Source organism: Sphingopyxis sp. (assembly GCF_051861155.1).
GTDB lineage: Bacteria > Pseudomonadota > Alphaproteobacteria > Sphingomonadales > Sphingomonadaceae > Sphingopyxis.
The window spans coordinates 35147-62081 of the sequence record NZ_JBHYDE010000010.1; the positions used below are offsets into that span (position 1 = coordinate 35147).

A 26935-nucleotide genomic window follows, 5' to 3' on the forward strand; every position below is an offset into this window, starting at 1 on the left:
AAGGAAACAGGATGACGACCCAGCCGCCCGCCATGGAGCAGTTCCGCCTCGAGTTTCAGGACAATGGCCTCGTCCATCTTGTCTTCGACGCGCCGGGACGGACGATGAATGTCTTCTCCAACGCCGCCATCCACGAGCTCAAGGCCTTCGCCGCCTGGCTCGGCACGAGCGACGTCGTCGGCGTCCTCATCCGCTCGGGCAAGGACAATGCCTTTTGCGCCGGCGCCGATCTCACCGAACTCGGCGTCGCTTACGACATGATCGTCGCCGCGCCCGCGCGCGACCGCTTCAATATCGCTTTCGACCATTTCTTCCCGCTCAGCGCCGCGCTGCGTGCGCTCGAGATGGCAGGAAAGCCGGTCGCTTCGGCGATTGCCGGCCTTGCGCTCGGTGGCGGGTGCGAGCTCACGCTTGCGACCCATTATCGTGTTCTCGCCGACAGCCCGAAGGCAGCGCTCGGCCTGCCTGAATCGCTGGTTGGCCTGCTTCCGGGCGCCGGCGGCACGCAGCGCTTGCCCCGGCTTGTCGGTGTCGAGGCTGCGCTCCCAATCCTGCTTGAGGGCGGCCGGCTCGCGGGCGAGGCTGCGCTCGATGCCGGCCTTGTCCATGCGGTCGTTCCTGCCGGCGAGGAAATTGCGGCCGCCGAGGCCTGGCTGCTGTCGGCGCCGGTCGCCGCGCAGCCGTGGGACCAGGACGATTGGCTCGACCCCGGCCCCGCATCGGTGTCGGCGCGGATCGACCCGGTGCGCGCGAAGATGATGGCCGAAACCGGCGGCTTCTATCCCGCGCCGATCGCGATCCTCGATTGTATCGAGTTCGGGCTGCCGCAGGCGTTCGACGGCGCGATCCGCAGCGAGATGGCCATCTTCGCGCACCTCATCCAGCGGCCCGAGCCGCGCAATATGATCCAGACCCTGTTCCTGGGCAAAACCGATTATGACCGGCACGTCCGCAAGGAGAGCCTGCCGCCCTTCGTTGGCGATGTCGTCGCCGCGCTACGTCCGCTCGCAGGCGGATGGAGCGACCCGGCGGTCCGGGCGGAAGCCGGCGACGCAGTCGGTAAATGGGCGCTAAGCCTTGGCGCCGAAGAGCAGAGACTTGCCGATTATGCTGTCGTCGCCGAGCTTGGCTATCCCGCCTATCTCGGCGGGCCGTTCGCGTCGCGCCGCGCCGCATCGACATGACCCGAGGCCGCGTCGAAGTGAATGTAACGCATCAGCCGCTTGATACGCAGCAGCCCGAAGAAGTCGATCATGTGCCGGATCCCGGCGTGGAATAGGGCCGCAGCGTCGGCATCGCTCATCCGCCCCTCGGTCGCGTCGATGAAGCGCTGCGATTCCTCGCGCGCCACCATGTCCGCCGGTGCGGCATAGAAATCGACGACGGTCGGGGGAAAGCCATTCTCTTCGGTATAGCCCTCGGCGCGCATGAGCTGCCAGATCGTGACGATACGGCTGTCCATGATGCTGAGCGCCGGGCCTTTCGGCGTTTTCAGGATTTCGACGATCCCGAGCTTCTCGAAGACCTTCGCATCCTTCGCCGCGTTCGGCCATTCCTTGGCCAAGGATTCGAGCAGCACTTCGCCGTCGAAGCCGACGCGCGCGGCGACCAGCGCCTCGAGATTCTGGAACGCGGCGGCATCGACCCGGCCTTCGCCATTTCGTCCGCCGAGCGCTTCCTTGATCTGGGGCAGGGTAAGGCCGTCGTCGCGTTGCAGCTTTCGCACCGCGAGGACCGCCTGGACATGCGTTTCGTCATAATCGGCGACGTTGGTCGCCGGGCGCGCTGGCTCGGGCAGCAGCCCGTGCCGAAAAAAAACCCTGATGGTCTCGCGGTGAACGCCGGTCCGTTTCTCGAGGTCACGCATCTTCATGCGCACTCGATAGGCCGCGATCCGCATTTCCCGCAACGAATTTTCGCATGAATGATAAGTTGCTTTACCTTTATGCGTATGGATGATACGTAATATGAAATCGCCTTGGGAGAGGACGAATGGATTATTTGCGTTATTATGTACCCGTGGTCGTGCAACTCGCAGCTTATGCGGGCTTTGCGCTTGGCGGAAACTGGGTTTTCATCGGCATCGCGTCGCTGCCTCTGCTCGGCTTGATCGATTCGGTCCTGCCCAACGACATGCGACCGCGCACGATGAAACGCGGCCTTCTGGCCGACCTTCCGATCTGGTTCGCGACGATTCTCGCGGTCGGCCTCTATTTCATGGCCGCCTGGTGGGTCCGCTCGGCCGAGGCGATCACGCCTTGGCAATATGCGGGTGCGATTTTGTCGCTCGCCTGGATGAGCGTCGTGCCGCTCGTTCCCGCCTCGCACGAACTTTATCACCAGCGCGGCAAGCTTCGCCGCTTTATCGGCACCTATTCGCAGGTCTGCTATCTCGATTGCACCCGCGAGATTGCGCACGTCACCGGGCATCATCTCGACGTCGCGACCGAGCATGATGGCGACACGGCGCGCCGCGGCGTCTCGCTCTACGGTTTTACCGGCAATGCGGTCATCCAGAGCACGCGCGATGCGTGGCGGATGGAGAGCGATAGCCTCGAAAAGCAAGGCTATGGCCGCTGGTCGATCCGGCACCGGATCTGGAAAGCGCTGCTTGCGCAGCTCGTCATGCAGAGCCTCGTCTTCCTGATCGGCGGCTGGACCGCTGTCGCGGTGGTTCTCGGCGGCATGATCGGTGCGCGCTTCTGGGTCGAAAGCTTCAACTATTTCCAGCATTACGGCCTCATCCGCGTTCCCGGGGGCGCGATCTCGCGCCGCCATGTCTGGAACCATCTCAAGCCCTTGTCGCGCGTGATGGGCTTCGAAATCACCAATCATGCCGACCACCACACCGACAGCTTCGCGGCCTTCCACGAACTGCGCCCCGACCGGCAATGGATCCCGATGCCGAGCGTCTTCGTCTGCTTCTTCTCGGCGCTGATCCCGCCGCTCTGGCATAATGTCGTCATCAAACCCGCGCTGAAGCGCTGGGACAATGAGCTCGCAACCCCCGAGGAACGCGAACTCGCCAAGGCACAGAACCGCGCTGCCGGCTGGCCCGACTGGTTCGACGAGAAGCCGGCGGGCGCCTGGGCGGCAAGCTGATGGCGGTCCGGCACGCACTCTACATCCTGATCGCGGTCGCCTCGGCGGCCGCGGCCTGGTGGCACGGGATTGCATGGGCGCGCGAAGGGGGCAATCTGCTGCTCTTGCCGACCTTCTTTCTCGACGCCTACCGCAGCGGCAGCGCTGCCGCTTTTCTCACCATCGACATATTGGCGGCCTGGCTCGTTTTCATGATCTGGGTGGTGCCCGACGCGGTGCGCGTCGGGCTCGGCGCGCGCAAGGGCTGGCTCTATTTCGCCTTGTCCTTCGTCGGGACCTGCTTCGCTTTCCCGCTCTATCTCGTCGCGCGCGAGCGCCATCTCGCGAAGGCCGGCGCAGCCGCCTGAAAACCGGGAGTGACGGGCGCCGCCGGGCGGCGCCCGACCGCTTACCCCATCACATAGATCGATTTGGTGCGCTGATAGCTGGCGAGGGCTTCGGGTCCGAACTCGCTGCCCATGCCGCTCGCCTTGATCCCGCCGAAGGGCGAACCGAGCGACGGCATATAGCCATTGACCCCGACCGTGCCGCTCTCGACCTGCCGCGCCACCGCGATGCCGCGCGCCTGGTCCTGGCTCCACACCGAGCCGCCCAAGCCGAATTGCGAGGCGTTGGCGATGCGCACAGCGTCGGCCTCGTCGGCATATCGGATGATCGACAGCACCGGGCCAAAAATCTCTTCCTGCGCGATCACCGCATTTTCGTCGACGTCGGCGAACACCGTCGGCTCGACGAACCAGCCGCTATTATGCCCTTTCGGGCGCCCCCCGCCGGCGACGAGCCGCGCTTCGCCCCGGCCCTTCGCAATATAGGTTTCGACGCGGTCGCGGTGTGTCGCTGACGCCATCGGCCCGACATGGGTTGCAGGATCGAGCGCATCGCCGACGGTGAGGGAGCCGACTGTCTCGGCGACCGCGCCGACGATTTCGTCGTAGCGCGCGGCGGGGACGAGAAGGCGCGTTCCATTGTAGCAGGCCTGTCCGTTGTTGAGCATGCTTACCATCGGAATTGCCGGCAGGAAGGCGGCCAGATCGACATCGTCGAGCAGCAGCGCCGCCGACTTGCCGCCGAGCTCGAGGGTGACCGGACGGAGCAGCTGGCCGCATTGTGCCGCGATGGCGCGGCCGGCGCCGGTCGAGCCGGTGAAGGCGACCTTGTCGACGCCGGGATGCGCGACGAGATAGGCCCCGACCTCGCGGTCGGCGGCGACGATGTTGATGACGCCCGCCGGAACGCCCGCCGCGAGCGCCGCCTCGGCGACGAGATAGCTGTCGAGGACGGTGCCGGGCGAAGGCTTGATGACCAGCGTGCAACCGGTGAGCATCGCGGGCGCGATCTTGCTGAAGGCGAGGGTGACCGGGAAATTCCAGGGCACCACCGCCGCGACGACGCCGATCGGGGCGCGGTCGACGAGGGTTTGCTGGCCCATTTGCGACGGACGCGTCTCGCTCGAGCTCAGGCTCTCGGCGAGGCTCGCATAATATTGAAGGACGCCCGCCGGAAATTGCGCCTCGAGCATGTTGGCGAGCGTGACCGGCATGCCGTTCTGAAGGCTGACCGCCGCGGCGATCGCGCTGCCGCGTTCGACGAGCGCCGCCATGAAGCGCAGCATCACCTCGGCGCGCTCGCTAGGGGCGAGCTTCGGCCACGGCGAATGATCGAAGGCGCGCCGCGCCGCGGCAACGGCGGCGTCGATATCGGCCTCGCTGCCTTCGGGGACGGTCGCGACATGTTCTCCCGTCGAGGCATTGTGGATCTTGAAGCTGCGGTCGGTTGCGGGGCGGACCCACTCATTGCCGATAAAGAAGCTGCTGCGATCGAGGCTCATCTCATTCTCCCGTGATCATGCGCCCGTGCTGGCGTCTGTAAATTTATCATAGTGGATGTCGGCAAGGCCGATGCCGGCCTCGGTAAGCGCGTGGATGCCGGCGTCGATCATCGGCGGCGGGCCGCACATATAGCCATGGGCGCCCGGTCCGAGGCGTTCGAGCGCCTGCGCGGCATAAGCTGTCACGAAGCCGGGGCGATATTGCGGGTTATTCTCCTCGGAGAGGACCGGCCAATAATCGAAGCTCGCCGTCCAGGCGCTGCGGATCGCCGCAATCGCCTCGGCGGCATAGAGGTCGCGTTCGCCGCGGCCGCCGAACAGGAGAATGCAGTCGCGCCGGACACGCCGGTTCGCGGCATCCTGCAGCAGGCTCAGAAGCGGCGCGAGCCCCGAGCCGCCGGCAATGCAGATGATCGGTCCCTTGCCTTCGCGCAGCCAGAAATTACCGTGCGGGCCATCGAGTTCGATCGGCTCGGCGGGAAGCGATCCGCCGAACAGGCGATCGGTGAACTGGCCGCCGGGGACATGGCGAATGAAGAAATGCGGTTCGCTCGTGCCCCCGGCGTCGGGGGCATCGGCGAAGCTGTAGGAGCGATGGACCGATCCATCGCCCCAGTGGATGTTGGCATATTGACCGGCCTTATAGTGTATCGGTTTATCAACTCTGATGGAAACGCGCTTGATGTCGTGGGTGAGATCGTCCGCGCCCTCGAATCGCGCCGGCTGCCGCACCGCCTCCTGGTCGGCGCTGCTTCCAATCTCGACATCGAGGACGAGATCGGATTTGGGGAGCGCCTGGCAGGCGAGGATATATCCCGCCTCGAGTTCTTCGCGGCTCAGCGTATAGCCAAAGGGCGTGATAGCTTCGACTTTACCGGAAATCAGACGGGTGCGGCAGGACCCGCAAGTGCCGACGGTACAGTCGTGCGGATAGGCGATTCCCTCGGCGAGCGCGCGCTCCAGAATCGTGGTACCCGAGGGTACGGAAAAGCGGTCTCCCGACGACTCGATCTCAACGGCGCGCTCGGGTGCCTTCCCAAAAAGCTTGGATATCAGCGACATTCGGCATCTCTCTCGAAAAACTCGTAAAGTGGTTGACATGTTTGTGGCACAGATTATTTTGCGTATCAAGGTCACGCAATAAATTGCGGGCATGATCGCACCGGGTCTCCCCGTCCGAGTGCAACTGGGAGAGCTCTAATGAAGACGTCTATATCCGCGAGCATGCTCGCCGTCGCGATCGCCACCCTGTCGTTGCCCGCCTTCGCACAGGAAGCGCCGGCGGAAGATGCCGGCACGCAGGACCAGGTCGGTCTCAGCGACATCATCGTGACCGCCACCAAGAGATCCGAAAACCTGCAGGACGTCCCGGTCGCCGTGTCGGCGATCTCGTCCGAGGCGCTCCAGAACAAGGGCGTGTTCGAAACCAGCGACCTCAACAACACGATGCCGAACTTCCAGGTGTCGTCGCCTTACGGCCAGCAGCAGCCGAACTTTTCGGTGCGCGGCGTCGGCGTCGGGACCGAGTTCAACGCCAACGCGGCCTCGCCCGTCGGCGTGTATGTCGACGAAGTCTATCAGGCATTCCGCTCAAGCCACGGCCAGCAGCTTTACGATCTCAACCAGATCGAAGTCGTACGCGGCCCGCAGGGAACGCTCTACGGCCGAAACACCACGGGCGGCGCTGTGAACTTCATTACCAAGTCACCGCAGCTCGAAGGGCAGGAGGGCTATTTCACCGCCGGCTACGGCAACTACAACCGCATCAACCTCGAGGGCGCGATCGAAGTCACGCCGTCGCCCGACAAATTCGGTATCCGCCTCGCGGCCACCTATGTCGATGCCGATTCCTATATCAAGAACCGGTTGCCCCAAGGCCCGAGCACGGCGGCCGCCGGCGGCGCGTCGGGGTTGAACTTCAACACCGGCCGGAGCCCCGGCGGTACCCAGAGCTACGGCCTTCGCCTGTCGATGCGCTGGAAACCCGTCGACACGGTCGATCTCAAGCTCAAGGTCTACGCAGCCGAAGCCGAAGGCGGCACCGAGAGCCCGATTCCGACCGGTTCGTCGCGCACGAGCGATGTGATCAGTTACACCAACCCGAACTTCCTGCTCGGCGGGCTCTTCTCGGCGCTCGCGCCGGCGGGGCTCCTTCCGACGAGCTACAGCCAGTCGGGCCGCGGCCTCGGGATCAACGAAGTCGAACTCGACTCGGTCGGTGTCGCGACGTCACGGGCCCGCGGCGTGGTCTTCGACGCCCGCATCGATCTCACCGACAATTTGAAGCTCATCTCGGTGAGCGGCTATGACGACGGACTCTACTCGCAGTCGTCGACCGACTGCGACGGCACCCCGCTCCGCCTCTGCGCGATCGGCTACCGGTCGAAGTTCAGCGCGTTCAACCAGGACGTGCGCCTCGATTTCGACGGGGGTCCGTTCAAGGGGATCGTCGGAGCGTTCTACGGCAAGGACAAGGTGACGGGAGACAACACCCCCGACTTCTTCAACTTCCTGCGCGATGTGCGGGCCGCGGTCGGTCTTCCGGCGAGCTATTTCAACCCGGGCGGCGCGTTCAACGGGACCGCGCTCTCGGCAGGCTCGCTCCCGACCGGCATCTATGCGACCCAGCATTTCGTCCAGAAGCGCACGTCCTATGCGGCTTATGGCGAGGCGAGCTACGAGCTGACGCCGACCCTCAAGTTCACTGCGGGCCTGCGCTACACGAAGGACAAGAACCGCTTCCTCGACGGTGTCACCACCTATTTTGACGATACCGGCACGGCGCGCCTGATCACCGTCTCCGATTTCCAGCAGGGCGGGGCCTTCGCCCCCTATTTCCTGCAGGATGTGCGCGACGAGGCGGGCAATGTCGTCATCCCGTCCTTCCAGGGTCTGGGGATCCCGCTTCCGGGCGGTCTCAGGAACCAGGGCTCGACGGGACGCGTCACCGGGCGCGCGATCGTCGACTGGAAGCCGGTCGAGGATGTCATGGTCTACGCCAGCTACAGCCGCGGCTACCGCTCGGGGACCTTCAACGGCCTCGCTTATGGCAGCGCCAACCAGGTCTATTTCGTCAAGCCCGAGCAGGTCGATGCGTTCGAAGGCGGGATCAAGTCGCGCTTCTGGGACAATCGCGCCCAGTTCAACATCTCGGCCTTCTACTATAAATATAAGGGGCAGCAGGGACAGGTGGTCGATGCGTCGGCAACCGCCAACCTCATCTCGCTCGACGGGACGCTGAAGGGCCTTGAGGTCGAAGCGATCGTCGAACCGGTCAACGGTTTCACGCTCAGCGCCTCCTTCGGTTTGCTGGACTCAAGCTACAAGGGCGGCGACTGCCCCGCCGATCCGTCGACGATTCCTAACTTCCCCGCGCAGCTCGGCAGCTGCGTCGTATCCTCGGGCGGGCCGGTCAGCGTCGGGGGCAATCCCTTCCCCTATGCCGCCAAGCAGTCGGCGTCCTTCGCCGCCGATTGGGACGTCATCGACGATGGCGACAACAAGTTCACGCTGCACGGCGACGTCAATTACACCGGCCAGTTCTATTTCGACTCGTTCAAGGATTACAGCCGCGGCCCGCTCCCGGCGGTGGCCTCGGGCAAGTTCGGTGACGGCAACGGCAAATATTGGGTCGCCAACGCCCGTGCCACCTATACGATGGGCAATTATTCGATCTCGGTCTGGGGCAAGAACCTGACGAACAAGCTCTACTACCCGTTCGGTATCAGCCTCGAGAATCTGTTCGGCACTGGCTACCGCGTTCGCGCCCAGCCGCGCACCTATGGTGTCGAGGCGACGCTTCGGTTCTAGGCAAAAGGGGGCATCGCGGTCCTGGCAACCTCCCGCCGGGGCCGCGATGCAGTAACCGCATATATTTCAATAAGAAAATTGGAGAGAGATGATGTTTGAGAGCAATGTCTGGGTGGAACCCGATATGGAGATCGATGTCGTCCATGACGGGCGTCACAAGCTCCCCGACGTTGCCATGGGACGCGAATCCATTCCCTATATCGTCGTGCTCCCCGAGCATCAGATCGCCTTCTTCACCTACACTTGGGTCTCGAAGGACAGCGTCGCCGGTGCCGCGCTCGCCGTCTTCGGGCCGGGCGTCGGCGGCGATCCGATCCAGCAGCGCCTCGCCGACCGTCCGGTTTCTCCAGACATGGGCTTCGACGACTGGCAGATCGAAGGCTTCGAGATGCAGCAGGATCTCCAGTTCGGCGCCGCGCATGTTCGCTGGGAAACCCCCGAGGCCACGCTCGATTTCGAATTCAACGCCTTCCATCCGCCTTATGCCTATGCATCCGACCCGCGCGGCTGCCCTGCCTATTGCGCGACCGATCGCATCGAACAGGCCGGCCGCGTCAGGGGCACGCTGCGTCTCGGCGAGCGCGTGATCGAGTTCGACGCCACCGGCCACCGCGACCATAGCTGGGGCACGCGCGACTGGGTGCCTTTCCAGCAATATGAATGGTTCGTCGGCCAGGTCGGCGACGAGATTTCGGTGCACTTCTGGCGCTTCAACGCGCTCGGCAAGGAAAACATCCGCGGCTATGTCTACAAGGACGGCAAGGCATCGCGCGTCGAGACCGTCGCGGTCGATGTCATCTATGACGATCAATATTGGCAGACCGGCTACACCGCCGAGATCGTCGACGAAGCCGGCCGAACGACGAGTATCAAGACCGACGTGTTCGGTTGCTACACGCTGAAGCCCGTACCGAATTGCAGCCTCAACGAGAGCGGCGGCCGCTCCATCATCGACGGCAAGGAAGGCGTCGGCTGGATGGAGTGTTGCTGGCCCACTGATTATCTGGAGCATATCCGTGCACACGGCCCTTATTGAGCGCCCGACGATGCTGAACGATATGGAAGCCGTCCATCGGCATATTATCGGCCGTCGCAGCGCAAACCGCAGCCTGCCGCCCTATCGCGCGGCGCTCACCGACGAGATCGTCGAGATTCTCTCGACCTTCTTCGCCAAGGAGCGACCTGGGGCGGCCGTCTCCGGTGTCCGCCGCGTCGGCGGTGGCGCGTCGAAGGAGCAGTTCTTCTTCACGCTCTCGGAAGGCGGCGAAGAGGAGAAATTCCTGCTGCGCATGGACCCGCGTTCGGCGATCACCGAGACCGATCGCGAGCGCGAATTCATCCTGATCGGCGCGATGCAGGGACGTGTCCCCGTTCCCGAACCGGTGTGGATCGACAATGACGCGAAGCATTTTCCGCAATCGGCTGCGATCCTGCGCGTCGTTTCGGGGGTGACGAAGCCGAGCGATGCCGGGGTAAAAGTCTCCGGCCTCGGAACATGGCTCGGGCCGGACCTCCGCGCAAAGATCAAGGACCAGTTTCTCGATCACCTCGTCGAGATTCATCGCTACGATTTCCGCGCCAATCCGCTTCCCGGGTTCGAAGTTCCCGACGCCGACCCGAAGCAGGCGGCGCGCTGGGCCTATAATTACTGGCGCGAACTTTGGGATGTCGACGAGGGCGAGGCCCGGCCGATCATGGCGCTCGCGAGCCAGTGGCTGGCCGACAATATGCCCGACACCGCCGATCTCGTGATGCTGCACGGCGACTATCGCACCGGCAATTATCTCTTCGACGAGGAAAGCGGCGAGATCACCGCGCTCCTCGACTGGGAACTGGCGCGCATCGGCGACTATCACGAGGACCTTGGATGGGTGCTGATGGAAATCTTCGGGGCGTTCGATCCCGACGGCACGTTTCGCGCCAGCGACCTGTTCGAACGCGAGGAGTTCATCGGCGAATATGAGCGCCGTTCGGGACGGTCCGTGAACCGGCGGACGCTTCATTATTATGACGTGATGTCGAGCTGGAAGTGCAATGTCATCGTTGCGGCCAACGGTCTGGCCGCGGCGCGGTCGCAGCATAATCACCAGGATGTGCTGCTGACCTTCCTCGCCGCTGCGGCGCCGATGTTCGCGAACGACCTTGTACGCCTTCTGAGCAAGGGAGCCCCGGCATGACCCCTAGCACCGACGAACGGATCGCGAGCATCATTCGCTCGCTCACCGAAGTGATCCTTCCGCACTTGCCCGCTGATGCATCGCTGGCGCAGGAGCAGGCTCAGCTCGCGATCGGCCATCTGCAGATCCTCCGCCTTCAGATCGACGGCATCCAGGATTTCGAGGCGGAAGAGCTCGCCGACGCGCGTCTGCTCGCATCCGAACTCGCCGATGCGATCGATGGAGGTCCCCGGACCGCCGCCGCCCGGAGCAGGCTCGATGCGGTTCTCGAAGGCGATATATCCGGCGTTCGGGCAGCGCTGAGCGCGATCAACAAGGCCATCGAGGATCTTGTCCAGGCGGTGTCGGCCGACGGCAGCGAAGCGGCCAAGACCAAGTTGCCGCAGCTCATTCTCGGCCACGAAGCGCGCCGTGTCGAAAAGGACCGGCGCTGGTTTCTCCCTTACGGGTTCGACACGATGGAGGCGGCGGCATGATCCGCGCCGAGGACGCCGATTTCCATTTCACGCCGGACTCGCACTGGCAATGGGTCGAGACGATAGCGCTTCCCTTCTGCGTCCCCGAGGCGAACATCAACGTCATAGTCTATGTCGTCGCGCGCCCGATGCTCGGCGTGTGCATGGCGGATGTGACCATCCTCGACCGGATCAGCGACCTGTGGGAGGAGCAGGCCTATATCGACAATCAGCAGCATATGCCCTGTCCCGAGAAGCTGAGCGACTTCACGCTACCCAACGGTCTTACGGTCAAGGCGATCGACCCGATAAACCATTACCGCGTTGAATATCAGGGGATCGACGACACCTGGTTCAAGCTCGATTATCATGCGCTGCATACCGCCTACGACATCAACGACCCGGCGATCGATCCGCTGGCGGCCGATCGAAACGGACCCGCGTGGGACAGCAGCTGGTCCGGCCATTATGAAATGACGTACCGCATCACCGGCGAGCTGGTGTTACGCGGCCAGTCCTATGCCGTCGATTGCGTCGAGACCGGCGACCGCAGCTGGGGACCGCGTCCCGAGCGCGAAAATGGCGCGGTGATCTGGTGGCACGTCAGCTTCGGCGAGGCGCTGACCTGCCATATGTTCGTCAAGCATGATATCGCCGCGACCAACGAGTTCGGCGCGCTGATCAGCGGCTATATATTGGAAGACGGTGAACTTTCAGGGCTCGTGCGCGCGAGCGGGCGCCAGGAATATAAGGGCGCCATGCCGATGGGCGGGGCGGTCAGCGTCACCGACGCGCGCGGCAAGTCGTTCGACTTCACCTATTCGACGACCAACGGCTGTTACTGGGCGCCCTATCCGTCGAACACCTACCTGCAATCGTCGCTTCGCGCCGCGCACAAGGGTCTGGTCGGCACGGGCGTGCAGCAGCTTGGCCTCAGCCGCGCCTATCTGACGCGCCACCGCGACGCCATCCGCGCCCGCTATTGATCGAGAACGGAACTCCGCCATGAAAGCCAGTGCAGCCATCGTCCGCAATGTCGGCGGTCCCTTCGTCATCGAAGACATCGAGGTCGCCGAGCCGCGCGGCGCGGAAGTCCGGGTTCGGATGGTGGGCGTGGGAATGTGCCACACCGACCTCGTGGCGCGCGACGGCTTTCCGGTGCCGCTCCCGATCGTGCTCGGGCACGAAGGCTCGGGCGTCGTCGAGGCCGTCGGTCCCGAGGTCACCGATCTCGCGGCCGGTGATCATGTGGTGCTGAGCTTCGACAGCTGCGCGGCTTGCCCGACCTGCGACGAAGGTCTGCCCGCCTATTGCCACCAGTTTCTCGGCAAGAATTTTGCCGGGGTCCGCCTCGAGGACGGCAGTTCGCCGCTGAGCCAGGCGGGCGCGGTGATCCATGGCAATTTCTTCGGCCAATCTTCCTTCGGCACTTATGCGATCGCCCATCGGCGCAACACGGTGAAGGTCGACAAGAACCTACCGCTCGACATCCTCGGCCCGCTCGGCTGCGGCGTGATGACCGGGGCAGGGGCCGCGGTTATTTCGCTCGGCCTTCGTCCCGGGCAGTCGCTCGCAATCTTCGGCGGCGGCGCGGTCGGCCTTTCGGCGCTGCTCGGTGCGCGCGCGGTGGACGCGGGCACCGTTGTCGTCGTCGAACCCAATGCCGAGCGGCGCGCGCTCGCGCTCGAGCTCGGCGCGTCGCATGTCATCGACCCCGCCGCGACCGACGATGTGCTTGCAGCGGTCAAGGAGCTGTCGGGGGGCGGCGTCAATCTTGCCCTTGATACAACGGGTATCCCGGCCGTCGTGGCGGTCGCGGTCGAGACGACTATCGCCCATGGGACCGTCGGCCTCGTCGCGGTGCCCCCGCCCGAGGCGATGCTGCCCGCAAATATGATGAGCATGCTCGTCCGTGGCACGATCATCAAATATATCACCGAGGGCGACGCCGATCCGCAGACTTTCATTCCGCAGATGATCACCTGGTACAAGGCGGGCAAATTTCCGTTCGACCGGTTGCTCAAGACTTTCCCGTTCGACCAGATCAACGAGGCGGCAAAAGCCTCTGAGGATGGATCGGCGATCAAGCCGGTACTGACCTTCTAGGCGGGGTCAGGCGGGCCAGCGAATAAACAGTAAACAGCAAACAGGAGGAAGGCGATCTTCAATTTCCGGGATTTCGGAGGCGTGGCGACCGCCGATGGCCGCCGGGTGCGAAGCGGGCAGCTTTATCGTTCCGGCCAGCTAAGCCATGTCGACAATAAGACGGCCGACCAGCTAAGGACAATGAACTTCGCGCTTATTGCCGACCTCCGGCATCCCGGTGAACGCGCCCAGGCGCCATCTTTCTGGATCGACGACCATGCGGATCGCATAATCGCGCATGGTCAGGCGACCGACCAGACCGCTCCCCATCTCAACTTCTTCCGCCCCGGCATGGCCGATATCGAAGCGGTCGATCGTCGCTATCGTGATTTCTACCGCGACCTGCCGTTCAACGCGGTTTACCAGTCGCTCTATCACACCGTGCTGAACCGTATGGCGGACGGATGCGCCCCTGTACTTATCCATTGTTCGGCGGGAAAGGACCGTACGGGCCTGTTTGCGGCGCTGACTCTCACTGTCCTCGGTGTTCCCTTCGAAGCCGTCATCGCGGACTATCTGCGGTCGACAGAGGCGCTGAGCGCCGGACCGCTGCGTGCGCGGTTGGTGGAACGCGCGGCCGAAGAGGGCGGGATTGCGCCCACCGATGACATTATGGACGCGGTGCTTGGTGTCAAAGCTGACTATCTCGCCGCGGCTTTTGCCGAGATCGATGGGCGTTGTGGGTCGATCGATGCCTATCTCGATGCGATCGGCGTCAACGCGAAGGCGCGCGTGGCGCTTGTCCGGAATCTGGTCGTAGACAATTGAACAAGGAGAGCGACGATGGCGACGCAAGCACTGACGAAGGGCGATATGGCGACGCTCGACGTCTCACGCGGCGAACTCTATGCCGATGACAGCTGGCGCCCGCTGTTCGCGCAGCTTCGTGCCGAGAACCCCATTCATTACTGTCCCGACAGCGTGTTCGGCCCCTATTGGTCGATGACCCGCTACGACGATATCGTCGCGGTGGAGGCTGACCCGCAGACATTTTCTTCGTCGTTCGAACATGGCGGGATCGTCCTTTTCGATATGCAGGATACCAATGTGAAACTGGCGATGTTCATCGCGATGGACGATCCCGAACATGGCGCGCAGCGCAAGACCGTTGCGCCGGCGTTCGGTCCGTCGGAAATTGCGGAACACGCAGTGGCGCTGCGCGAGCGTACTGCGCGTCTGCTCGACAGCTTGCCGGTGGGTGAGACATTCGACTGGGTCGAGCGGGTATCGATTGAATTGACCACCTCGATGATAGCCACGCTCTTCGACTGGCCCTGGGACGATCGCCATCGGCTGCCCGTCTGGTCCGATTGGACCGCCAAGATCGATATCGGTCCCGACCCGGTGCTCAATGCCGAACGGGAAACGCATATCTTCGAAATGGCGGCAGCGTTTAAACAATTGTTCGAAGAGCGCAAGGCGATGCCGCCGAAAGGCGATCTGCTGTCGATCATGGCCCATTCGGAAGTCATGGCGGATATGGACGAACAACGCTTCATCGGTGCGATCGCGTTGCTGCTCGTGGGGGGCAACGATACGACGCGCAATTCGATGTCGGGCTTGGTCGAACAAATGAACAAATTTCCCGACCAGTGGGAGCGTTTGAAGGCCGACCGGTCGCTGATCTCGACCGCCGCAACCGAGACCATCCGGTTGCAAACCCCGATCTGTCACATGCGGCGAACCGTGGTTCAGGACACCGAGCTTGGCGGTCAAAAGCTGAAAGCCGGCGACAAGGTCGCGCTCTGGTATAATTCAGCGAACCGCGACGAGGCGGTTTTTCCCGACGGCGACCTCTGGGATGTCAGTCGCAGCAACAGCCGCCGCCATTTGTCGTTCGGCTACGGTATCCACCGTTGTCTTGGCGCGCGCCTCGCCGAGTTGCAACTGCAGGTGCTGATCGAAGAATTGCTCGCGCGGGATATGACGGTGGAGATCGCGGGCGAGCCCGAACGCATCCCGTCCTGCTTCACGCGTGGATTTCACCATCTGCCGGTCCGGATACGGAAGGGGTAGGCCGTATGTCAGATGGCTTCAAACGCTATAAATGCCTCAATTGTGGTTATATTTACGACGAAAAGCTTGGTTGGCCCGCCGAAGGTATCGCGGCGGGAACGCGCTGGGCAGACGTCCCCGACGATTGGATTTGTCCAGAGTGCGGGTCGGAAAAACGCGACTTTGAGATGATCGACTGGCATTGAGAAATTGGATCGTGCCTCGTTTTCTCCCGACAGTTTGAGAGGAAAGCGACGACGTTTGACCGCGAGGTCGCTTGCCGGCGCGAAAGTGCGCAACGCCGGTCACTCAGAGCCCCTCTGCGTCCAACGCCTGAACCCGGACGAGTTCCGCCGCGGAAAAGTGCCGCTGGCGGAGTGACTCAAGCGCTCGCCGATAGGATGCGCTTTCCGGACTGCCGTAGGCCGAGCGCAGTCCCTGTTCCTCGCTGCGATAGACGGTCATGCGCTGGCTCCACGTTTCGCGTGACCTGTCGAGCATAGCGAGGCGCTCGGCGGCGCCCGCGCCATATTCCGAGCGCCTGAGCGCGGCGATTTCGTCGGCAGCAGCGCCCGATGCGCGAAGGGCCTCGACCTTGAGGTGCAAGGCCGTCGGCGCGCTCGAGAGTTTTCGGGCGCCAATTATCTCGGTCGGCAACTCCGCCTCGATCGCAGCGAGTGCGCGCTGCCGATCGTCCTTCGTCATCGACCCATTGCGGAGGATCGCCTGGCGCCGCATCTCGATGTCGGCAAGTTCTGCGTCGTCGCCATAAAAGGCCTTTGCAAGCGCGGGGCCGAGGGTTGTGCTTCGCAGTGCGCGCATATCGGCAACTCTTGCACCGAGGTCCGCCGGGCCCACAGCCCCCGAGGCAAGCGTCGCGCGCGCGGCGCCCTGATACGCGATATAGCGATCGAGGACGGCCGCGATCTCGGCAACGGCGCTCTCGCCGAGCCCGCTGTTGACCGCGTGAAGGAGGATACGCCCGCGGAGCACCTCCTGGCTTTCCTCGCCCTTGGCGCTGAAGAAATATTCGAAGACACGAAGAGCATTGCTGTCAGGCACGAAATGCCCGGCGCCGTCGATCGTGAAACCGCCGTCGACGGCGGTTCCGGCCAGCGATGCCGGCAGCGGTGCATGCGCCGCCGCCGGGATTACGACAGTCGCCCGCGCGGCTCCCGCCGTGCCGGTGTCGGCGAGCAAGACGACCGAACCGCGCTCGCCATCACCGGTGCCGCTTCCCGGAACCATGCACCAGGCCGCAATGGCCGCGAGGAGCAGCGCGCTGCCGCTCACGATGACGACCGCCCTGCGATGCGGCCGGGCGTGCGCGGTTCCTCGTTTCACAGGCCCGCTATCTTCAGCCGGTTCGCGTGGTTGCGATAGAGGGTGCGCGGGTCAACCTCGAGCACCGAGGTCAGCCCGAAGAGATTATTGACCTCGTCGAGATGATTCATCCGGTAATTGTCGCGGATGACCGTGCCGAAATGGCTGGCGCATCGCTCGACCAGCCCGTCGTTCGGCTCGTCGTAGAACAGGCTGAGCGCGACCATCGCGGGGTCGCTCGGGTCATAGACATTGGTGAAGGGTGCGTCGCCCGACCAGCTATAGTTGCGGATCGGCCCCGCGCTGGTCTGGGTGACCGCCTGCCCCTGGCCGCAGGACGTCGTCGGCATGCCCGCCGGGAAGCTCGCATTGAAGGCCGCGATTCCCGCCGGCGAGAAATTCTTGAGCACCGCGGTGATGCTGATCGGGTCGGGGCTGCCGCCGAGGGAGCTCCAGACCATGCTGACGAAATTGCTGAAGGCGTTGGTGGCAGGCGTCGGAACGAGCTGGCCATTGACGTCGAAGGTGATGAGGTCCGAGCCCTTGTGCGGCGAGCCGACGGTGGTCAATGAGGCGACGAGGTCGGGGCGCACTGCGGCGACATAGCGGATGTCGAGGCCGCCCTGACTGTGCCCGATCAGGTTGAATTTGAGGCTGTTATTGCCCTTGATGGCTCGGATGTCATCGAGCTGGGCGATGAGCGACTCGCCGCGCACGACCGAGCTGTTGAACGGGCTGACCTGCGTCACATAGACTTCGGCGCCGGTCGATCGCAGATTTTCGGGGATGCCGTTCCAATAGGGGAGGACGCCGCCCAGCTCGTTAAAGCCCGCGAGCCCATGTTCGAGGACGATCGGATATTTGGTCCGCGTAAAATCGCAGTTCGTCCAGCAGATATCCCACGCCATCGCCGGCGTGGCGGCCAGCGCGGCGGCGAGCAACGCCCCCGCTTTCAAGAGCGTGCTGGTAAGCGTCTTCATAGTCCGTCTCCCGATTGTTTATCATTGTGGATCGGTCGGCGGGCGTGGCGGCGGGTCTCAGCCTTTCCCTTCGGACAGGAGCGGCTCGAGCCAGCGCCAGAGGTCGCCAACGACCTCGGCCCGGTTGGTCTCGTTCAGCATTTCGTGGCGCCCGCCCGCATAGAGGCGGCTCTCGACGGTCTTGCCCGCCGCCTCGTAGCGCTCGATCAGCGGCGTCACGCCGCCGAGAACGCAGTGGAGCGGATCCATGTCGCCCGAGAAGATATAAATGGGAAGGCTCGCCGGAATGGCCGCGAGCGCGTCCGCATCGGCGAGGCGCGGCCCCGCGGCAGCGAGCGAGGCGAAGCTCGCGTCTGTAAGGCCGAAAGCGCAGAGCGGATCGGCGAGATAGAGGTCGACCTCGGCCTCGTCGCGGCTCAGCCAGTCGAACGGGGTGCGCGCGGGTTCGAACGGCGAATTCAACGCCGCGATCAGCCCGGCGGGGTCGCCGCCCGCCGGAATATGGTCGACCGCGACCGATCCCGAGAGGATGAGACCGTCGAGCCGGTCGCCATGATCGATCGCCAGCGCCTGCGCGATCATCGAACCCATCGAGTGGCCAAGAAGGATGACGGGGCGGCCAGGCGCCGCCGCGCGGGCCCAGTCGACGAGCGCGAGAAGGTCGGCCTCGACACCCGCGAACCCGCCTTCGCCATAGTCGCCGAGCGAGGCTGCCGCGAGCGCATCCTCGCCATGCCCGCGATGGTCGATCGCCGCGACGTCGACCCCGCGGCGGATGATCGGGGCGAGCGGCGCGAGATAGCGGCCTGCATGCTCACCCATTCCGTGCGCGACGATCAACATCGCGCGCGGCGGGGCGCCGACGGACCAGCGCCGCGCGAGCGGGGCATGACCACCGCGCGCGGGCAGCCGGAAAAGCTCTTCCTCGATCGCGGCTTCGCTCACCGGAACCGCGCCGTCAGCTCGACACCGAAGCGGCGCGGATAGGGCACGGTAGAGAATTTGGTGAGCGTCGAGGGATCGATCTGGATGCCGGTCGACTTGCGGTTGTCGGTGAGGTTCTTGGCATAGGCGGCGATCTCGAAGCGGCCCGACGGCTCGACGAAGGCAATGCGCGCGCCGAGGTCCCAGAAGGCGGGGACGCGGAAATCGGCGCTGTTCGTTGCCGAAAAGTATTGCCGGGTGACGTTGGTAGCATCGAAATGGAAGCTCAGCGAGCCCTCGGCGCCGACGGGTACGCGGTAGTCCGCAGCGAGGTTGAGTGTGCGGTGCGGCGCCTCGATCAGTTCGTTGCCCGAAAGATCGACGCCGTTGAGCAGCAACTCCTTATATTCGCTGTCGAGGAGGCCGAGTCCGGCGGTGAAGCTCAGGCCCTCGGCGGGGCGAAGCGCGGCCTCGATCTCGATGCCCTTGATCTCGGAGCGGCCGGCGTTGACGAGCTGCTGCGTGCCGATTCCGACGACGTTGATGAACTGCTGGTTGCGGAACTTGTAGAGGAAGGCCGAGGCGTTGAACGTCAGCATGCGATCGAACAATTGCGATTTCAGGCCGACTTCCCAGCTGTCGAGCTTTTCGGGATTGGCGACGTTGAGGTCGGCGGGGTTGGTGAGCGCGCCGCCGTTGATTGCGCTGCTGCGGTAGCCGCGCGCGAACTGGCCGTAGAGCATGATGTCTTCGCTGGGCTTCAGCCGGACGCCGATGCGCCCGGTCGGCTCGCCGTCGCTATAGCTCTTGTCGGCCTGCACCGGGATGATCGGCGCGACCTGGAAATTGGTGAGCCGGCCCTTGTCCCATGTGTAGCGGACACCGCCATAGACGGCGAGTGCCTGCGACAGGTCGAAAGTGCCGTCGGCATAGACTGCGTAGGAGCGGCGCGCCTGCTCATAGCTCTGGGTGAGCACCGGGAAGACCGGTGGACCGCCGAAGAGCAGATAGGTCGTCTCGATGTCGATATCGTCGCGCTGGTGATAGAGGCCGACGATCGCGTTGAACGGACCGTTGCCATTGGTCGAGAGACGAAGGTCCTGGCTATACTCTTCGGTCTTCGACCCGAAATCGATGTGGAGGAGCGGTGCGATCGTGCCGTCGCCATCGACGAGATTGAGGAAGCGGCCGCCGATATAGGAGCTGATCGAGGTCAGCGTGACGCCTCCCAGATCCTTGTTCATCGTCAGGATCGCGCCGCGGCCGCGCACTTCGATCACCCCCGAGCGGTCGGTCGCGACCTGGTGGCGGCTGAGCGGCGTGCCGTCGAAGGGATTGAGGCGGGGGTTGAGGCCGAAGGCATTGGTGCCGCCGGGGCCGAGGCCCTCGTTGATCGCGCCGATCGCGCGCGCGTCATTCTGGACCGCGAAGAGCCGCAGCGTCGCGTCGAACCCGCTGTCGTCCTTGTAGCCGACGGTCAGACGGCCGGCCTTGCGGTCGATGTTCGAGAGGTCGCGCCCCGCGGGGTTCACATTCTCGATATAGCCATCCGAGTGCGCGACATTGAAGGCGAAGCGCACCGAAAGCCTGTCCTCGATCAGCGGCGCTTCGCCCGCACCCTTGATCTCGGCGTAATTATATTCGCCATAACCGACGCTGATTTCGCCCTCGTTGCGGAAGGTCGGCGCGCGCGAGATGAAGTTGATCGCGCCCGCCGTCGTATTCTTGCCGAACAAGGTCCCCTGCGGTCCGCGCAGCACTTCGACGCGTTCGATGTCGAAGATCTGGGCGCCGCCGAGGAAGGAGGAGCCCACATAGACCTCGTCGTAGAAGACGCCGGTCGGCGAGATGGCGTTGAGGTTGAACTCGGGGGTAGAGATGCCGCGGATCGCGAACTTCGGCTGGCTCTCGTCGCCGAGGACCGAGACGCGAAGATTGGGGGTCTGGCGGGCGATCTCTGTGCCGCTGTCGATCCCCGCCGCCTCGAGCTGGGCGCTGCCGAGTGCGGTGACCGAGACGGGCACGTCCTGGAGGCGTTGTTCGCGCTTCTGCGCGGTGACGATGATCATGCCGTCGTCGGCAGCAGCGGCGCCGTCGCTCTCGCTTTGCGCCCACGCCGCGGCGGGGCAGAAGGCGGCACTCGCGCACAAGGCCATGAGCGCGCGGCGGCGCAGTTTCCGAAATTCCATCCTGTCCTCTCCCGAACTGCGGTCGCTGATGCGACTCGCCTGTGCAGCGTCAAGCTGCGCCGCCTATATTATGCAGTTTCTGTAAGATTCCAAGTTGGAAGTTTCAAATTGGTAAATTGGTTTCCTGTCCAAAGGCTTCTTCGAGGAAAGCAAGACCGGCGGCCAGCTTGGCCTGTTCCATATGGCCGACGCGTCCGGTGAGGAATTTCGTCGCCGAGTCGATCATCGTACTTACGAACTCGCGGCCCGCCGAAGTCAGCCGGAGCATTTTCTCGCGCCCCGAGCCCGGGCTCTCGATAATCTCGATCATTTCGTGCGGCGGGCTGGCCGTGTCGCGAATGATCTTGGTGACATTGGGCGGGCTCATCTCGAACCAGGTGCCGAGCGTCGCCTCGATATCCTTGCGCGGCATCCAGCCATCGGCCCCCGCTTCGGAATGCAGGAGCCAGAGGAGGGCGGCCTGCTTGCGGCCGAGCTGGCCTTGGCCCATCGCCTGCTCCATCTCCATGCCGAACCGGTAGTGGACGGGATAGAAATAGCCGAGCACGCGCTCGGCAAAGGCGTCGGGCCCGGCGCGTCGCGCGCGCTTCCCTCCAGTTTTACTCTCTTGCATTGGCGCAATGTCCCCTTCGGCTGCCACCTTGCACGATGCGACGGGGACGGCGCAAGCGGGGTGAGGGGCATCCTGCGTCTAGCCGCGCGGTTTGAGCAGCGCGGCCATTGCAGCGGCGACCGCGGGGTCGCGGGCGAGTCGGACGACATGGGCTTCCTCGAGCGCAAGCTGCGCGGGAAGATCATTGCCGCGCGCCGCCCGGGTCAGCAGCTTGATCGCCGCATAGGCGCCCGCAGGCCCCTCGGCGAACGCACGCGCGGCACTCTCGGCGGCGGCCGCGAGCGCATTATCCTCGACCACATCGTCGACGAGCCCGAGCGACCTCGCCTCCTCGGCGGCGAGGAAACGCGCCGTCATCAGGAGAGCGCCTGCTTGCCGCGGGCCGAGCGCCTGCGTCAGGAACCAGCTCACACCCGCATCGGCGCTGAGCCCGAGCCGCGCATAGCCGGTCGAAAAGCGCGCGGACTTCCCCGCGACGACAAGGTCCGCCGCGAGAGCAAGCCCGAAGCCTGCCCCGATCGCATTGCCTTGCACCGCGGCCACGACCGGCTTGGAAAGGCGATAGAACCGCTCGAGCATCGCGTGGAATCCGGTCGCCATCTCCTGCAGTTCGTCCGCGACGCGGTCGAGCTTCCCGGCGAAATGTTTGAGGTCGGCTCCCGCGCAGAAATTGGCGCCCGATCCCGCGATCAGCACGGCCCGAACCGCCGGATCCTCGGCCTCGGCTACCGCGCCCATGAGCTCGGCGATGAGCCCCGGCGTAATCGCATTGCCGCTGGCCGGCCGGTCGAGATTGATCCGGAGCAGCCCCGCCTCATATTCGGTGACGACGCTTTCGCTTTCGGCCTTGCTGGTCATGTCTGGCTTTCCTTCAGATAGGCGGCGCGCAGCGCGGTCTTGTACAATTTGCCATTGGGCTGGCGCGGCAGTTCCGTCGAGAGATCGACCGAGCGGGGCACTTTGATCCGCGAGAGATGCGCGCGGCAATAGGCGATGATCTCTTCCTTATAGTCTGCTTCGTCGGCGGGCCAGGCGGCGGGCTGGACCACCGCCTTCACTTCCTGCCCGAACTCCTCGTTGGGGATACCGAAGACCGCCGCATCGTCGATACCCGGATGCATGACGAGCAGCTGCTCGATCTCGGCGGGATAGACATTGACCCCGCCGGTGATGATCATGAAATCCTTGCGGTCGGCCAGATAGAGATAACCCTCCTCGTCGAGCGAGCCCATGTCGCCGAGCGTGACCCAGCCGCGCTCATTATAGGCGCGCGCGGTCTTGGCCGGGTCGTTGTGATATTCCATCGCCGGGCCATTGGCGAAGAAGATATGGCCGATTTCGCGGGGCGGGAGCGGCTGGCCCTCGCCATCGAGGATATGGAGATCCCCAAAGACCGACTTGCCGACCGATCCCGGGCGCGCGAGCGCTTCCGCGCTGCCGATCGAGGTATAGCCGACCGCCTCGGAGCCCGCGTAGAACTCCCAGACGATCGGCCCCCACCAGTCGATCATCTGCCGCTTGAGCTCGGGCGGGCAGGGCGCGGCAGCGTGGACCGCGACGCGGTGGCTCGACAGGTCGTAGCGCGCCTTGGTCTCATCGGGCAGCCGCGCCATGCGGTGGAGCATCGTCGGCACCCATTGGCTGTGGGTCACGCGATGACGCTCGATCGCGGCGAGCGCAGCCTCGGCATCGAAGCCCTCCATGATGATATTGGTACCGCCGGCACGGTGGACAGCCATCGAATATTTGGTCGGCGAGCCATGATAGAGCGGGGCGGGGGTCAGGTAGTGCGTCGCGGCGTCGAACCCGTATAGCTTTGTCAGCAGCGAGGCGAGCGGATTCGGCTCGTCGCGCGTGGCCCCGCCGCGCGGCTTGATCCCCTTCGGCCGCCCGGTCGTTCCCGAGGAATAGAGCATGTCGGCGCCGACCGCGTCGGCCGGTCCGATGGCAAGTTCGGTCTCGGCGTCGAGGAGGGGGAGCAAGGGCTCTGCTGCGCCCGTTCCCGCGCCGGTCAGAAACCAGTGCTCGACCTGCGGCAGCCCGGGTTTCAGCTCGGCGATCAGCGCCTCATAGGCCAGCGAGGCGATGAAGACGCGCGATCCGCTGTCTTCGACCAGATAGGCGACTTCGCTCGCCGTCAGCCGGGTGCTCACCGGCGTGAAATAGAGGCCCGCATACCAGGCGCCCCATGCGACCGGATGGTACAGGATCTCGTTGTCGATCATCATCGCGAGATGATCGCCCGGCCCGTAGCCGAGCCGCCGGAGCAGGCCCGCGAGCCTGCGCGAAAGGCTGTCGAGCTCGCCATAGGTCATTGTCTCGCCGGTCGCCGCCATGATCGTCGCCGGGCGATCGGGCGCTGTCTGCGCGATCACCTGCGGATTCATCGCCCCGCTTCCACCGGCGCGACCGCGTCGTTCGTTACCCTCATCTCGCTCTCCCAAAGCCTGTCGATTCTCCCCATTATGCGCGGCTCGGTAGATTATGCAAATATTGAACACTTGCGATATTGAACAATCTTGCATAGGAGACTCTCCAACAGCAAAAGACGGATTGGGGAGAAGATTTTGGCCAGCCATGCAGTCGATATGGCGCCGTGGAGCACGGCGCTCTCGCCCGAGCATCAGCAGATCTTCGACGAAGCCGACCGGTTTGCCCGCTCCGAGCTCCGGCCGCTCGCAGCGCGGATGGACGATGACGAATGGTGGCCCGACGCGGTCTTTCGCTCGCTTGGCAAGCTCGGCTATTTCGGGATCAGCGTGCCCGCCGAGCTCGGCGGTACGGGCGCCGACATTTTTACGACCGGCCTCGTCGCGCAGGCGTTTGCCCGCTCGAACCACGCCTTCGCGCTTGCCTGGGTCGTTCACGAAAATCTCTGCCTCGGCAACGTCTATGCCAATGCCAGCGACGAGCAGCGTGCGCGCTTCCTGCCGAAACTGCTCAGCGGCGAATGGATCGGGGCGCTCGGCCTCACCGAGCCCGGTGCCGGGTCGGACGCGCTCGGCTCGATGCGCACGACCGCGCGGCGCGAGGGCGACGATTATGTCCTGAACGGCGGCAAGATCTACATCACCAACGGGCCTGTGGCCGACGCCGTCCTCGTCTATGCCAAGACCGACATGGCGGCCGGGCCCAAGGGCATCTCCGCCTTCGTCGTCGAAACTGACACCCCGGGGTTCAAGGTCGCGCAAAAGCTCAGGAAGATGGGCTTTCGCGGCAGCCAGACTGCCGAGCTTGTTTTCGAAGAGTGCCGGGTTCCCGCCGCCAACCGGCTGCGCGGGGAGAATCAGGGCGTCGCAGTGGTGATGAGCGGGCTCGATCTCGAGCGCGCGATCATCTCGCCGATCATGCTCGGTATCTGCGAGCGTGCGCTGGAACTCACGATCGAGCATGCCAAGACGCGCGAACAGTTCGGCCAGCCGATCGCGGGCTTCCAGATGATCCAGGCCAAGCTCGCCGACATGTTCGTCTGGATCGAGACGATGCGCAGCTTCACCTACCAGGTGCTCGCCGAATGTACGGCGATCGCGCACGGCGAGGGCGGGCGCGGACGCATCCATGCGCTCACCGCGGCGTCGGTGATGTATGCCGCCGAAACCGCCAATCGCGTTCTCAATGAGGCGGTGCAGATCCATGGCGGCACCGGCTATATCTGGGAAAGCGAGATCAACCGGCTCTTCCGTTCGATCAAGCTGATGGAGATCGGCGCCGGAACGACCGAAGTGCGCAAGCTCATCATCGCGGCCGATCTTCTCAAATGAGCGGCGCCGCGCGCATCGCGCCGGACCGGCTCGCGCGCGAGCCGCATGCGCTTGCCCCCGATCTCTTCGCCGGCCGCACGGTGCTTGTCTCGGGCGGGGGGAGCGGCATCGGCATGGCGATCGCCTGGCTCTTCGGCCGGCTTGGCGCCCGCGTTGCGATCTGTGGGCGCTCGGCCGAGCGGCTCGAGAAGGTGGCCGCCGACATGACTGTGCACGGGATCGACACGCTCTGGTTGCCGACCGACATCCGCGACGAGGAGGCGGTCGAGCGCTTGTTCGAAGCGGTCATCGGGCACTTCGGAACGCTCGATGCCCTGGTCAACAATGCCGGCGGCCAATATCCTCAGGCGGCCGCGGACATCGTGCCCAAGGGCTGGCGCGCGGTCGTCGAGACCAACCTGACCGGCAGTTGGCTCATGATGCAGGCCGCCGCGACGCGCTGGATCGGCGCGAGGCTGCCGGGTTCGATCGTCAACATCGTCGCATCGAACGAACGCGGCATGCCCGGCATCATCCACAGCAGCGCCGCGCGCGCGGGGCTGATCAACGCGAGCAAGACCGCGGCGGTCGAATGGGCTCCGAACGCCATCCGCGTCAATTGCATCGCCCCCGGTCTCATCGAGACGCCAGGTCTCGACATCTATCCGGAGGAGGCGCGCGCCGGTTTTGCAAACGCCAATCCCCAGCGCCGGTCGGGTGATCCTTGGGAGGTCGCGCAGGCGGTGGCTTTTCTTTCGAGCCCGGCCGCATCGTTCGTCACCGGCACCACGCTGGTCATCGACGGCGGCGGCGCGCTTTCGGGCGAACTTTGGACCCATCGGCCCAGCCCCTATGATCGAGGAACAACGGAACAGTGAATTTGTCGGGTAAAAGGGCGCTCGTCGTGGGCGCATCGAGCGGGATCAATCTCGCGATCGCGAAACGGCTCGGCGAGCATGGTGCGCGCCTCGTCGTCGCGAGCCGGACGCCCGAGCGTATCGCGGCGGCCGCGGAGGGGCTTTGCGCCGATGGTCTCGACGCAATCGGGATCGCGGGCGACGTGCGCGACGCGGCCGCGATGGAGGATGTGGCGGGGCAGGCGGCGCGCCATCTCGGCGGGATCGATATCGTCGTCTCGGGCGCCGCGGGGAATTTCTTCGCATCCGCAGAGGAGATGTCCGCCAACGGCTTTCGCACCGTCGTCGAAATCGACCTCATCGGCACCTTCAACGTCTTCAAGGCCGCTTTCGCGCATCTCGCGACGCCGGGGGCGTCGCTCGTTGCGATCTCGGCGCCGCAGGCGCAGCGCGCGATGCGCAACCAGGTGCATGCCTGTGCCGCCAAGGCGGGCGTCGACATGCTCACCAAATGCCTCGCGCTCGAATGGGGCGCCCACGGCATTCGGGTGAACGGTGTCTCGCCGGGGCCGATTGCCGGTACCGAAGGGCTGGCGCGGCTGACGGGCGACGGCGATCTCGCCGATCGCGTGCAGGCGGCGCTCGCGCTTCCCTACTTCGGGCGCGGAAGCGACGTCGGCGACGCCGTCGCTTTTCTGTGCAGCGATGCCGCGAGCTATGTGACCGGCACGATCCTCGACTGCGACGGCGGCATGCGCCTCGGCGATCTGCCCGTCCCCTCCGCCTCACGGTGACAC

Annotated in this window: 25 protein-coding genes; 15 read left to right on the plus strand and 10 right to left on the minus strand. The window is 64.6% G+C overall.

The annotated features are described in order from the left end of the window. The first annotated feature begins 11 nt into the window (after positions 1-11). Entirely contained in the window at positions 12-1184 is a 1173-nt protein-coding gene (locus ACTIFP_RS16285; RefSeq protein ID WP_439569744.1) for an enoyl-CoA hydratase-related protein, read from the plus strand. Here ACTIFP_RS16285 and ACTIFP_RS16290 read toward each other — a convergent pair. After that, entirely contained in the window at positions 1139-1873 is a 735-nt protein-coding gene (locus tag ACTIFP_RS16290) for a MerR family transcriptional regulator (RefSeq protein WP_439569745.1), read from the minus strand. The two genes, ACTIFP_RS16285 and ACTIFP_RS16290, sit on opposite strands and share 46 nt — an antisense overlap. Before the next feature lie 119 nt (positions 1874-1992). On the opposite strand from ACTIFP_RS16290, the gene ACTIFP_RS16295 reads away from it, so the two are divergent. Together ACTIFP_RS16295 and ACTIFP_RS16300 are read left to right on the plus strand one after the other, a co-directional pair. After that, complete coding sequence (locus ACTIFP_RS16295) at positions 1993-3102, plus strand: alkane 1-monooxygenase (protein ID WP_439569746.1); 1110 nt, start codon at positions 1993-1995, stop codon at positions 3100-3102. Continuing rightward, positions 3102-3449, plus strand: coding sequence for a DUF2834 domain-containing protein (locus ACTIFP_RS16300; protein ID WP_439569747.1), 348 nt, complete (start codon positions 3102-3104; stop codon positions 3447-3449). The genes ACTIFP_RS16295 and ACTIFP_RS16300 overlap by 1 nt, the downstream gene beginning before the upstream one ends. A gap of 41 nt (positions 3450-3490) precedes the next feature. On the opposite strand, the gene ACTIFP_RS16305 is transcribed toward ACTIFP_RS16300, so the two are convergent. Further along, positions 3491-4930, minus strand: coding sequence for an aldehyde dehydrogenase (locus tag ACTIFP_RS16305; protein ID WP_439569748.1), 1440 nt, complete (start codon positions 4928-4930; stop codon positions 3491-3493). Between the two features lie 15 nt (positions 4931-4945). After that, positions 4946-6085 carry a 2Fe-2S iron-sulfur cluster-binding protein gene (locus ACTIFP_RS16310; RefSeq protein WP_439569749.1) on the minus strand — a complete coding sequence of 380 codons (1140 nt, stop codon included), beginning with the start codon at positions 6083-6085 and terminating at the stop codon, positions 4946-4948. 45 nt (positions 6086-6130) lie between these two features. Between ACTIFP_RS16310 and ACTIFP_RS16315 the strand changes: the two genes are divergently transcribed. The 9 genes from ACTIFP_RS16315 to ACTIFP_RS16355 all read left to right on the plus strand — a co-directional run bounded on the left by ACTIFP_RS16315 (position 6131) and on the right by ACTIFP_RS16355 (position 15718). After that, complete coding sequence (locus ACTIFP_RS16315) at positions 6131-8740, plus strand: TonB-dependent receptor (protein WP_439569750.1); 2610 nt, start codon at positions 6131-6133, stop codon at positions 8738-8740. An 88-nt stretch (positions 8741-8828) separates the two neighbouring features. Then, a complete protein-coding gene (locus ACTIFP_RS16320) occupies positions 8829-9776 on the plus strand; it encodes a DUF7064 domain-containing protein (protein WP_439569751.1) in 948 nt (315 codons plus the stop codon). Beyond that, entirely contained in the window at positions 9757-10917 is a 1161-nt protein-coding gene (locus ACTIFP_RS16325) for a phosphotransferase family protein (RefSeq protein ID WP_145923686.1), read from the plus strand. Before ACTIFP_RS16320 ends, ACTIFP_RS16325 begins: the two co-directional genes overlap by 20 nt. Next, positions 10914-11393, plus strand: a complete 480-nt coding sequence (locus ACTIFP_RS16330; RefSeq protein ID WP_439569752.1) for a hypothetical protein — start codon at positions 10914-10916, stop codon at positions 11391-11393. The genes ACTIFP_RS16325 and ACTIFP_RS16330 overlap by 4 nt, the downstream gene beginning before the upstream one ends. Further along, positions 11390-12358 (plus strand): DUF7064 domain-containing protein, encoded by a 969-nt coding sequence (locus ACTIFP_RS16335; protein WP_439569753.1) that lies wholly within the window; start codon positions 11390-11392, stop codon positions 12356-12358. Before ACTIFP_RS16330 ends, ACTIFP_RS16335 begins: the two co-directional genes overlap by 4 nt. 19 nt (positions 12359-12377) lie before the next feature. After that, entirely contained in the window at positions 12378-13478 is a 1101-nt protein-coding gene (locus tag ACTIFP_RS16340) for an NAD(P)-dependent alcohol dehydrogenase (RefSeq protein WP_439569754.1), read from the plus strand. A gap of 54 nt (positions 13479-13532) precedes the next feature. Then, positions 13533-14285: a tyrosine-protein phosphatase gene (locus tag ACTIFP_RS16345; protein WP_439569815.1), complete on the plus strand. Its 753-nt coding sequence runs from the start codon at positions 13533-13535 to the stop codon at positions 14283-14285. A gap of 15 nt (positions 14286-14300) precedes the next feature. Further along, positions 14301-15533 (plus strand): cytochrome P450, encoded by a 1233-nt coding sequence (locus ACTIFP_RS16350; RefSeq protein WP_439569755.1) that lies wholly within the window; start codon positions 14301-14303, stop codon positions 15531-15533. A gap of 5 nt (positions 15534-15538) precedes the next feature. Beyond that, entirely contained in the window at positions 15539-15718 is a 180-nt protein-coding gene (locus tag ACTIFP_RS16355; protein ID WP_439569756.1) for a rubredoxin, read from the plus strand. A 103-nt stretch (positions 15719-15821) separates the two neighbouring features. Here ACTIFP_RS16355 and ACTIFP_RS16360 read toward each other — a convergent pair whose 3' ends face one another. The 7 genes from ACTIFP_RS16360 to ACTIFP_RS16390 all read right to left on the minus strand — a co-directional run bounded on the left by ACTIFP_RS16360 (position 15822) and on the right by ACTIFP_RS16390 (position 23928). Continuing rightward, the gene (locus ACTIFP_RS16360) at positions 15822-16856 is read right to left on the minus strand and encodes a lipase secretion chaperone (RefSeq protein ID WP_439569757.1); all 1035 of its coding nucleotides are present in this window, start codon (positions 16854-16856) and stop codon (positions 15822-15824) included. Beyond that, entirely contained in the window at positions 16853-17815 is a 963-nt protein-coding gene (locus ACTIFP_RS16365) for a lipase family alpha/beta hydrolase (protein ID WP_439569758.1), read from the minus strand. Before ACTIFP_RS16365 ends, ACTIFP_RS16360 begins: the two co-directional genes overlap by 4 nt. A gap of 57 nt (positions 17816-17872) precedes the next feature. Further along, positions 17873-18760, minus strand: coding sequence for an alpha/beta fold hydrolase (locus ACTIFP_RS16370; protein ID WP_054734988.1), 888 nt, complete (start codon positions 18758-18760; stop codon positions 17873-17875). Further along, a complete protein-coding gene (locus tag ACTIFP_RS16375) occupies positions 18757-20928 on the minus strand; it encodes a TonB-dependent receptor (RefSeq protein ID WP_439569759.1) in 2172 nt (723 codons plus the stop codon). Before ACTIFP_RS16375 ends, ACTIFP_RS16370 begins: the two co-directional genes overlap by 4 nt. A gap of 103 nt (positions 20929-21031) precedes the next feature. Next, positions 21032-21475, minus strand: coding sequence for a hypothetical protein (locus ACTIFP_RS16380; protein ID WP_439569760.1), 444 nt, complete (start codon positions 21473-21475; stop codon positions 21032-21034). A 144-nt stretch (positions 21476-21619) separates the two neighbouring features. Beyond that, on the minus strand, positions 21620-22399 hold the full coding sequence (locus ACTIFP_RS16385) for an enoyl-CoA hydratase/isomerase family protein (protein ID WP_439569761.1): 780 nt from the start codon (positions 22397-22399) through the stop codon (positions 21620-21622). Next, positions 22396-23928: an AMP-binding protein gene (locus tag ACTIFP_RS16390; protein ID WP_439569762.1), complete on the minus strand. Its 1533-nt coding sequence runs from the start codon at positions 23926-23928 to the stop codon at positions 22396-22398. Before ACTIFP_RS16390 ends, ACTIFP_RS16385 begins: the two co-directional genes overlap by 4 nt. Positions 23929-24108: 180 nt before the next feature. On the opposite strand from ACTIFP_RS16390, the gene ACTIFP_RS16395 reads away from it, so the two are divergent. Genes ACTIFP_RS16395 through ACTIFP_RS16405 form a run of 3 tightly spaced genes read left to right on the plus strand, consistent with a single transcriptional unit; the run spans position 24109 to position 26932 of the window. Further along, positions 24109-25302, plus strand: coding sequence for an acyl-CoA dehydrogenase family protein (locus ACTIFP_RS16395; RefSeq protein ID WP_439569763.1), 1194 nt, complete (start codon positions 24109-24111; stop codon positions 25300-25302). Continuing rightward, complete coding sequence (locus tag ACTIFP_RS16400; RefSeq protein WP_439569764.1) at positions 25299-26159, plus strand: SDR family oxidoreductase; 861 nt, start codon at positions 25299-25301, stop codon at positions 26157-26159. Before ACTIFP_RS16395 ends, ACTIFP_RS16400 begins: the two co-directional genes overlap by 4 nt. Continuing rightward, positions 26156-26932 (plus strand): SDR family oxidoreductase, encoded by a 777-nt coding sequence (locus tag ACTIFP_RS16405; RefSeq protein ID WP_439569765.1) that lies wholly within the window; start codon positions 26156-26158, stop codon positions 26930-26932. Before ACTIFP_RS16400 ends, ACTIFP_RS16405 begins: the two co-directional genes overlap by 4 nt. Positions 26933-26935 lie beyond the last annotated feature (3 nt).

Bases quoted from the DNA above. Each gene is read 5' to 3' on its own strand.
- ACTIFP_RS16285 (WP_439569744.1), top strand. From the start codon at position 12: ATGACGACCCAGCCGCCCGCCATGGAGCAGTTCCGCCTCGAGTTTCAG.
- ACTIFP_RS16290 (WP_439569745.1), bottom strand. From the start codon at position 1,873: ATGAAGATGCGTGACCTCGAGAAACGGACCGGCGTTCACCGCGAGACC.
- ACTIFP_RS16295 (WP_439569746.1), top strand. From the start codon at position 1,993: ATGGATTATTTGCGTTATTATGTACCCGTGGTCGTGCAACTCGCAGCT.
- ACTIFP_RS16300 (WP_439569747.1), top strand. From the start codon at position 3,102: ATGGCGGTCCGGCACGCACTCTACATCCTGATCGCGGTCGCCTCGGCG.
- ACTIFP_RS16305 (WP_439569748.1), bottom strand. From the start codon at position 4,930: ATGAGCCTCGATCGCAGCAGCTTCTTTATCGGCAATGAGTGGGTCCGC.
- ACTIFP_RS16310 (WP_439569749.1), bottom strand. From the start codon at position 6,085: ATGCCCGCAATTTATTGCGTGACCTTGATACGCAAAATAATCTGTGCC.
- ACTIFP_RS16315 (WP_439569750.1), top strand. From the start codon at position 6,131: ATGAAGACGTCTATATCCGCGAGCATGCTCGCCGTCGCGATCGCCACC.
- ACTIFP_RS16320 (WP_439569751.1), top strand. From the start codon at position 8,829: ATGATGTTTGAGAGCAATGTCTGGGTGGAACCCGATATGGAGATCGAT.
- ACTIFP_RS16330 (WP_439569752.1), top strand. From the start codon at position 10,914: ATGACCCCTAGCACCGACGAACGGATCGCGAGCATCATTCGCTCGCTC.
- ACTIFP_RS16335 (WP_439569753.1), top strand. From the start codon at position 11,390: ATGATCCGCGCCGAGGACGCCGATTTCCATTTCACGCCGGACTCGCAC.
- ACTIFP_RS16340 (WP_439569754.1), top strand. From the start codon at position 12,378: ATGAAAGCCAGTGCAGCCATCGTCCGCAATGTCGGCGGTCCCTTCGTC.
- ACTIFP_RS16350 (WP_439569755.1), top strand. From the start codon at position 14,301: ATGGCGACGCAAGCACTGACGAAGGGCGATATGGCGACGCTCGACGTC.
- ACTIFP_RS16355 (WP_439569756.1), top strand. From the start codon at position 15,539: ATGTCAGATGGCTTCAAACGCTATAAATGCCTCAATTGTGGTTATATT.
- ACTIFP_RS16365 (WP_439569758.1), bottom strand. From the start codon at position 17,815: ATGAAGACGCTTACCAGCACGCTCTTGAAAGCGGGGGCGTTGCTCGCC.
- ACTIFP_RS16375 (WP_439569759.1), bottom strand. From the start codon at position 20,928: ATGGAATTTCGGAAACTGCGCCGCCGCGCGCTCATGGCCTTGTGCGCG.
- ACTIFP_RS16385 (WP_439569761.1), bottom strand. From the start codon at position 22,399: ATGACCAGCAAGGCCGAAAGCGAAAGCGTCGTCACCGAATATGAGGCG.
- ACTIFP_RS16390 (WP_439569762.1), bottom strand. From the start codon at position 23,928: ATGAATCCGCAGGTGATCGCGCAGACAGCGCCCGATCGCCCGGCGACG.
- ACTIFP_RS16400 (WP_439569764.1), top strand. From the start codon at position 25,299: ATGAGCGGCGCCGCGCGCATCGCGCCGGACCGGCTCGCGCGCGAGCCG.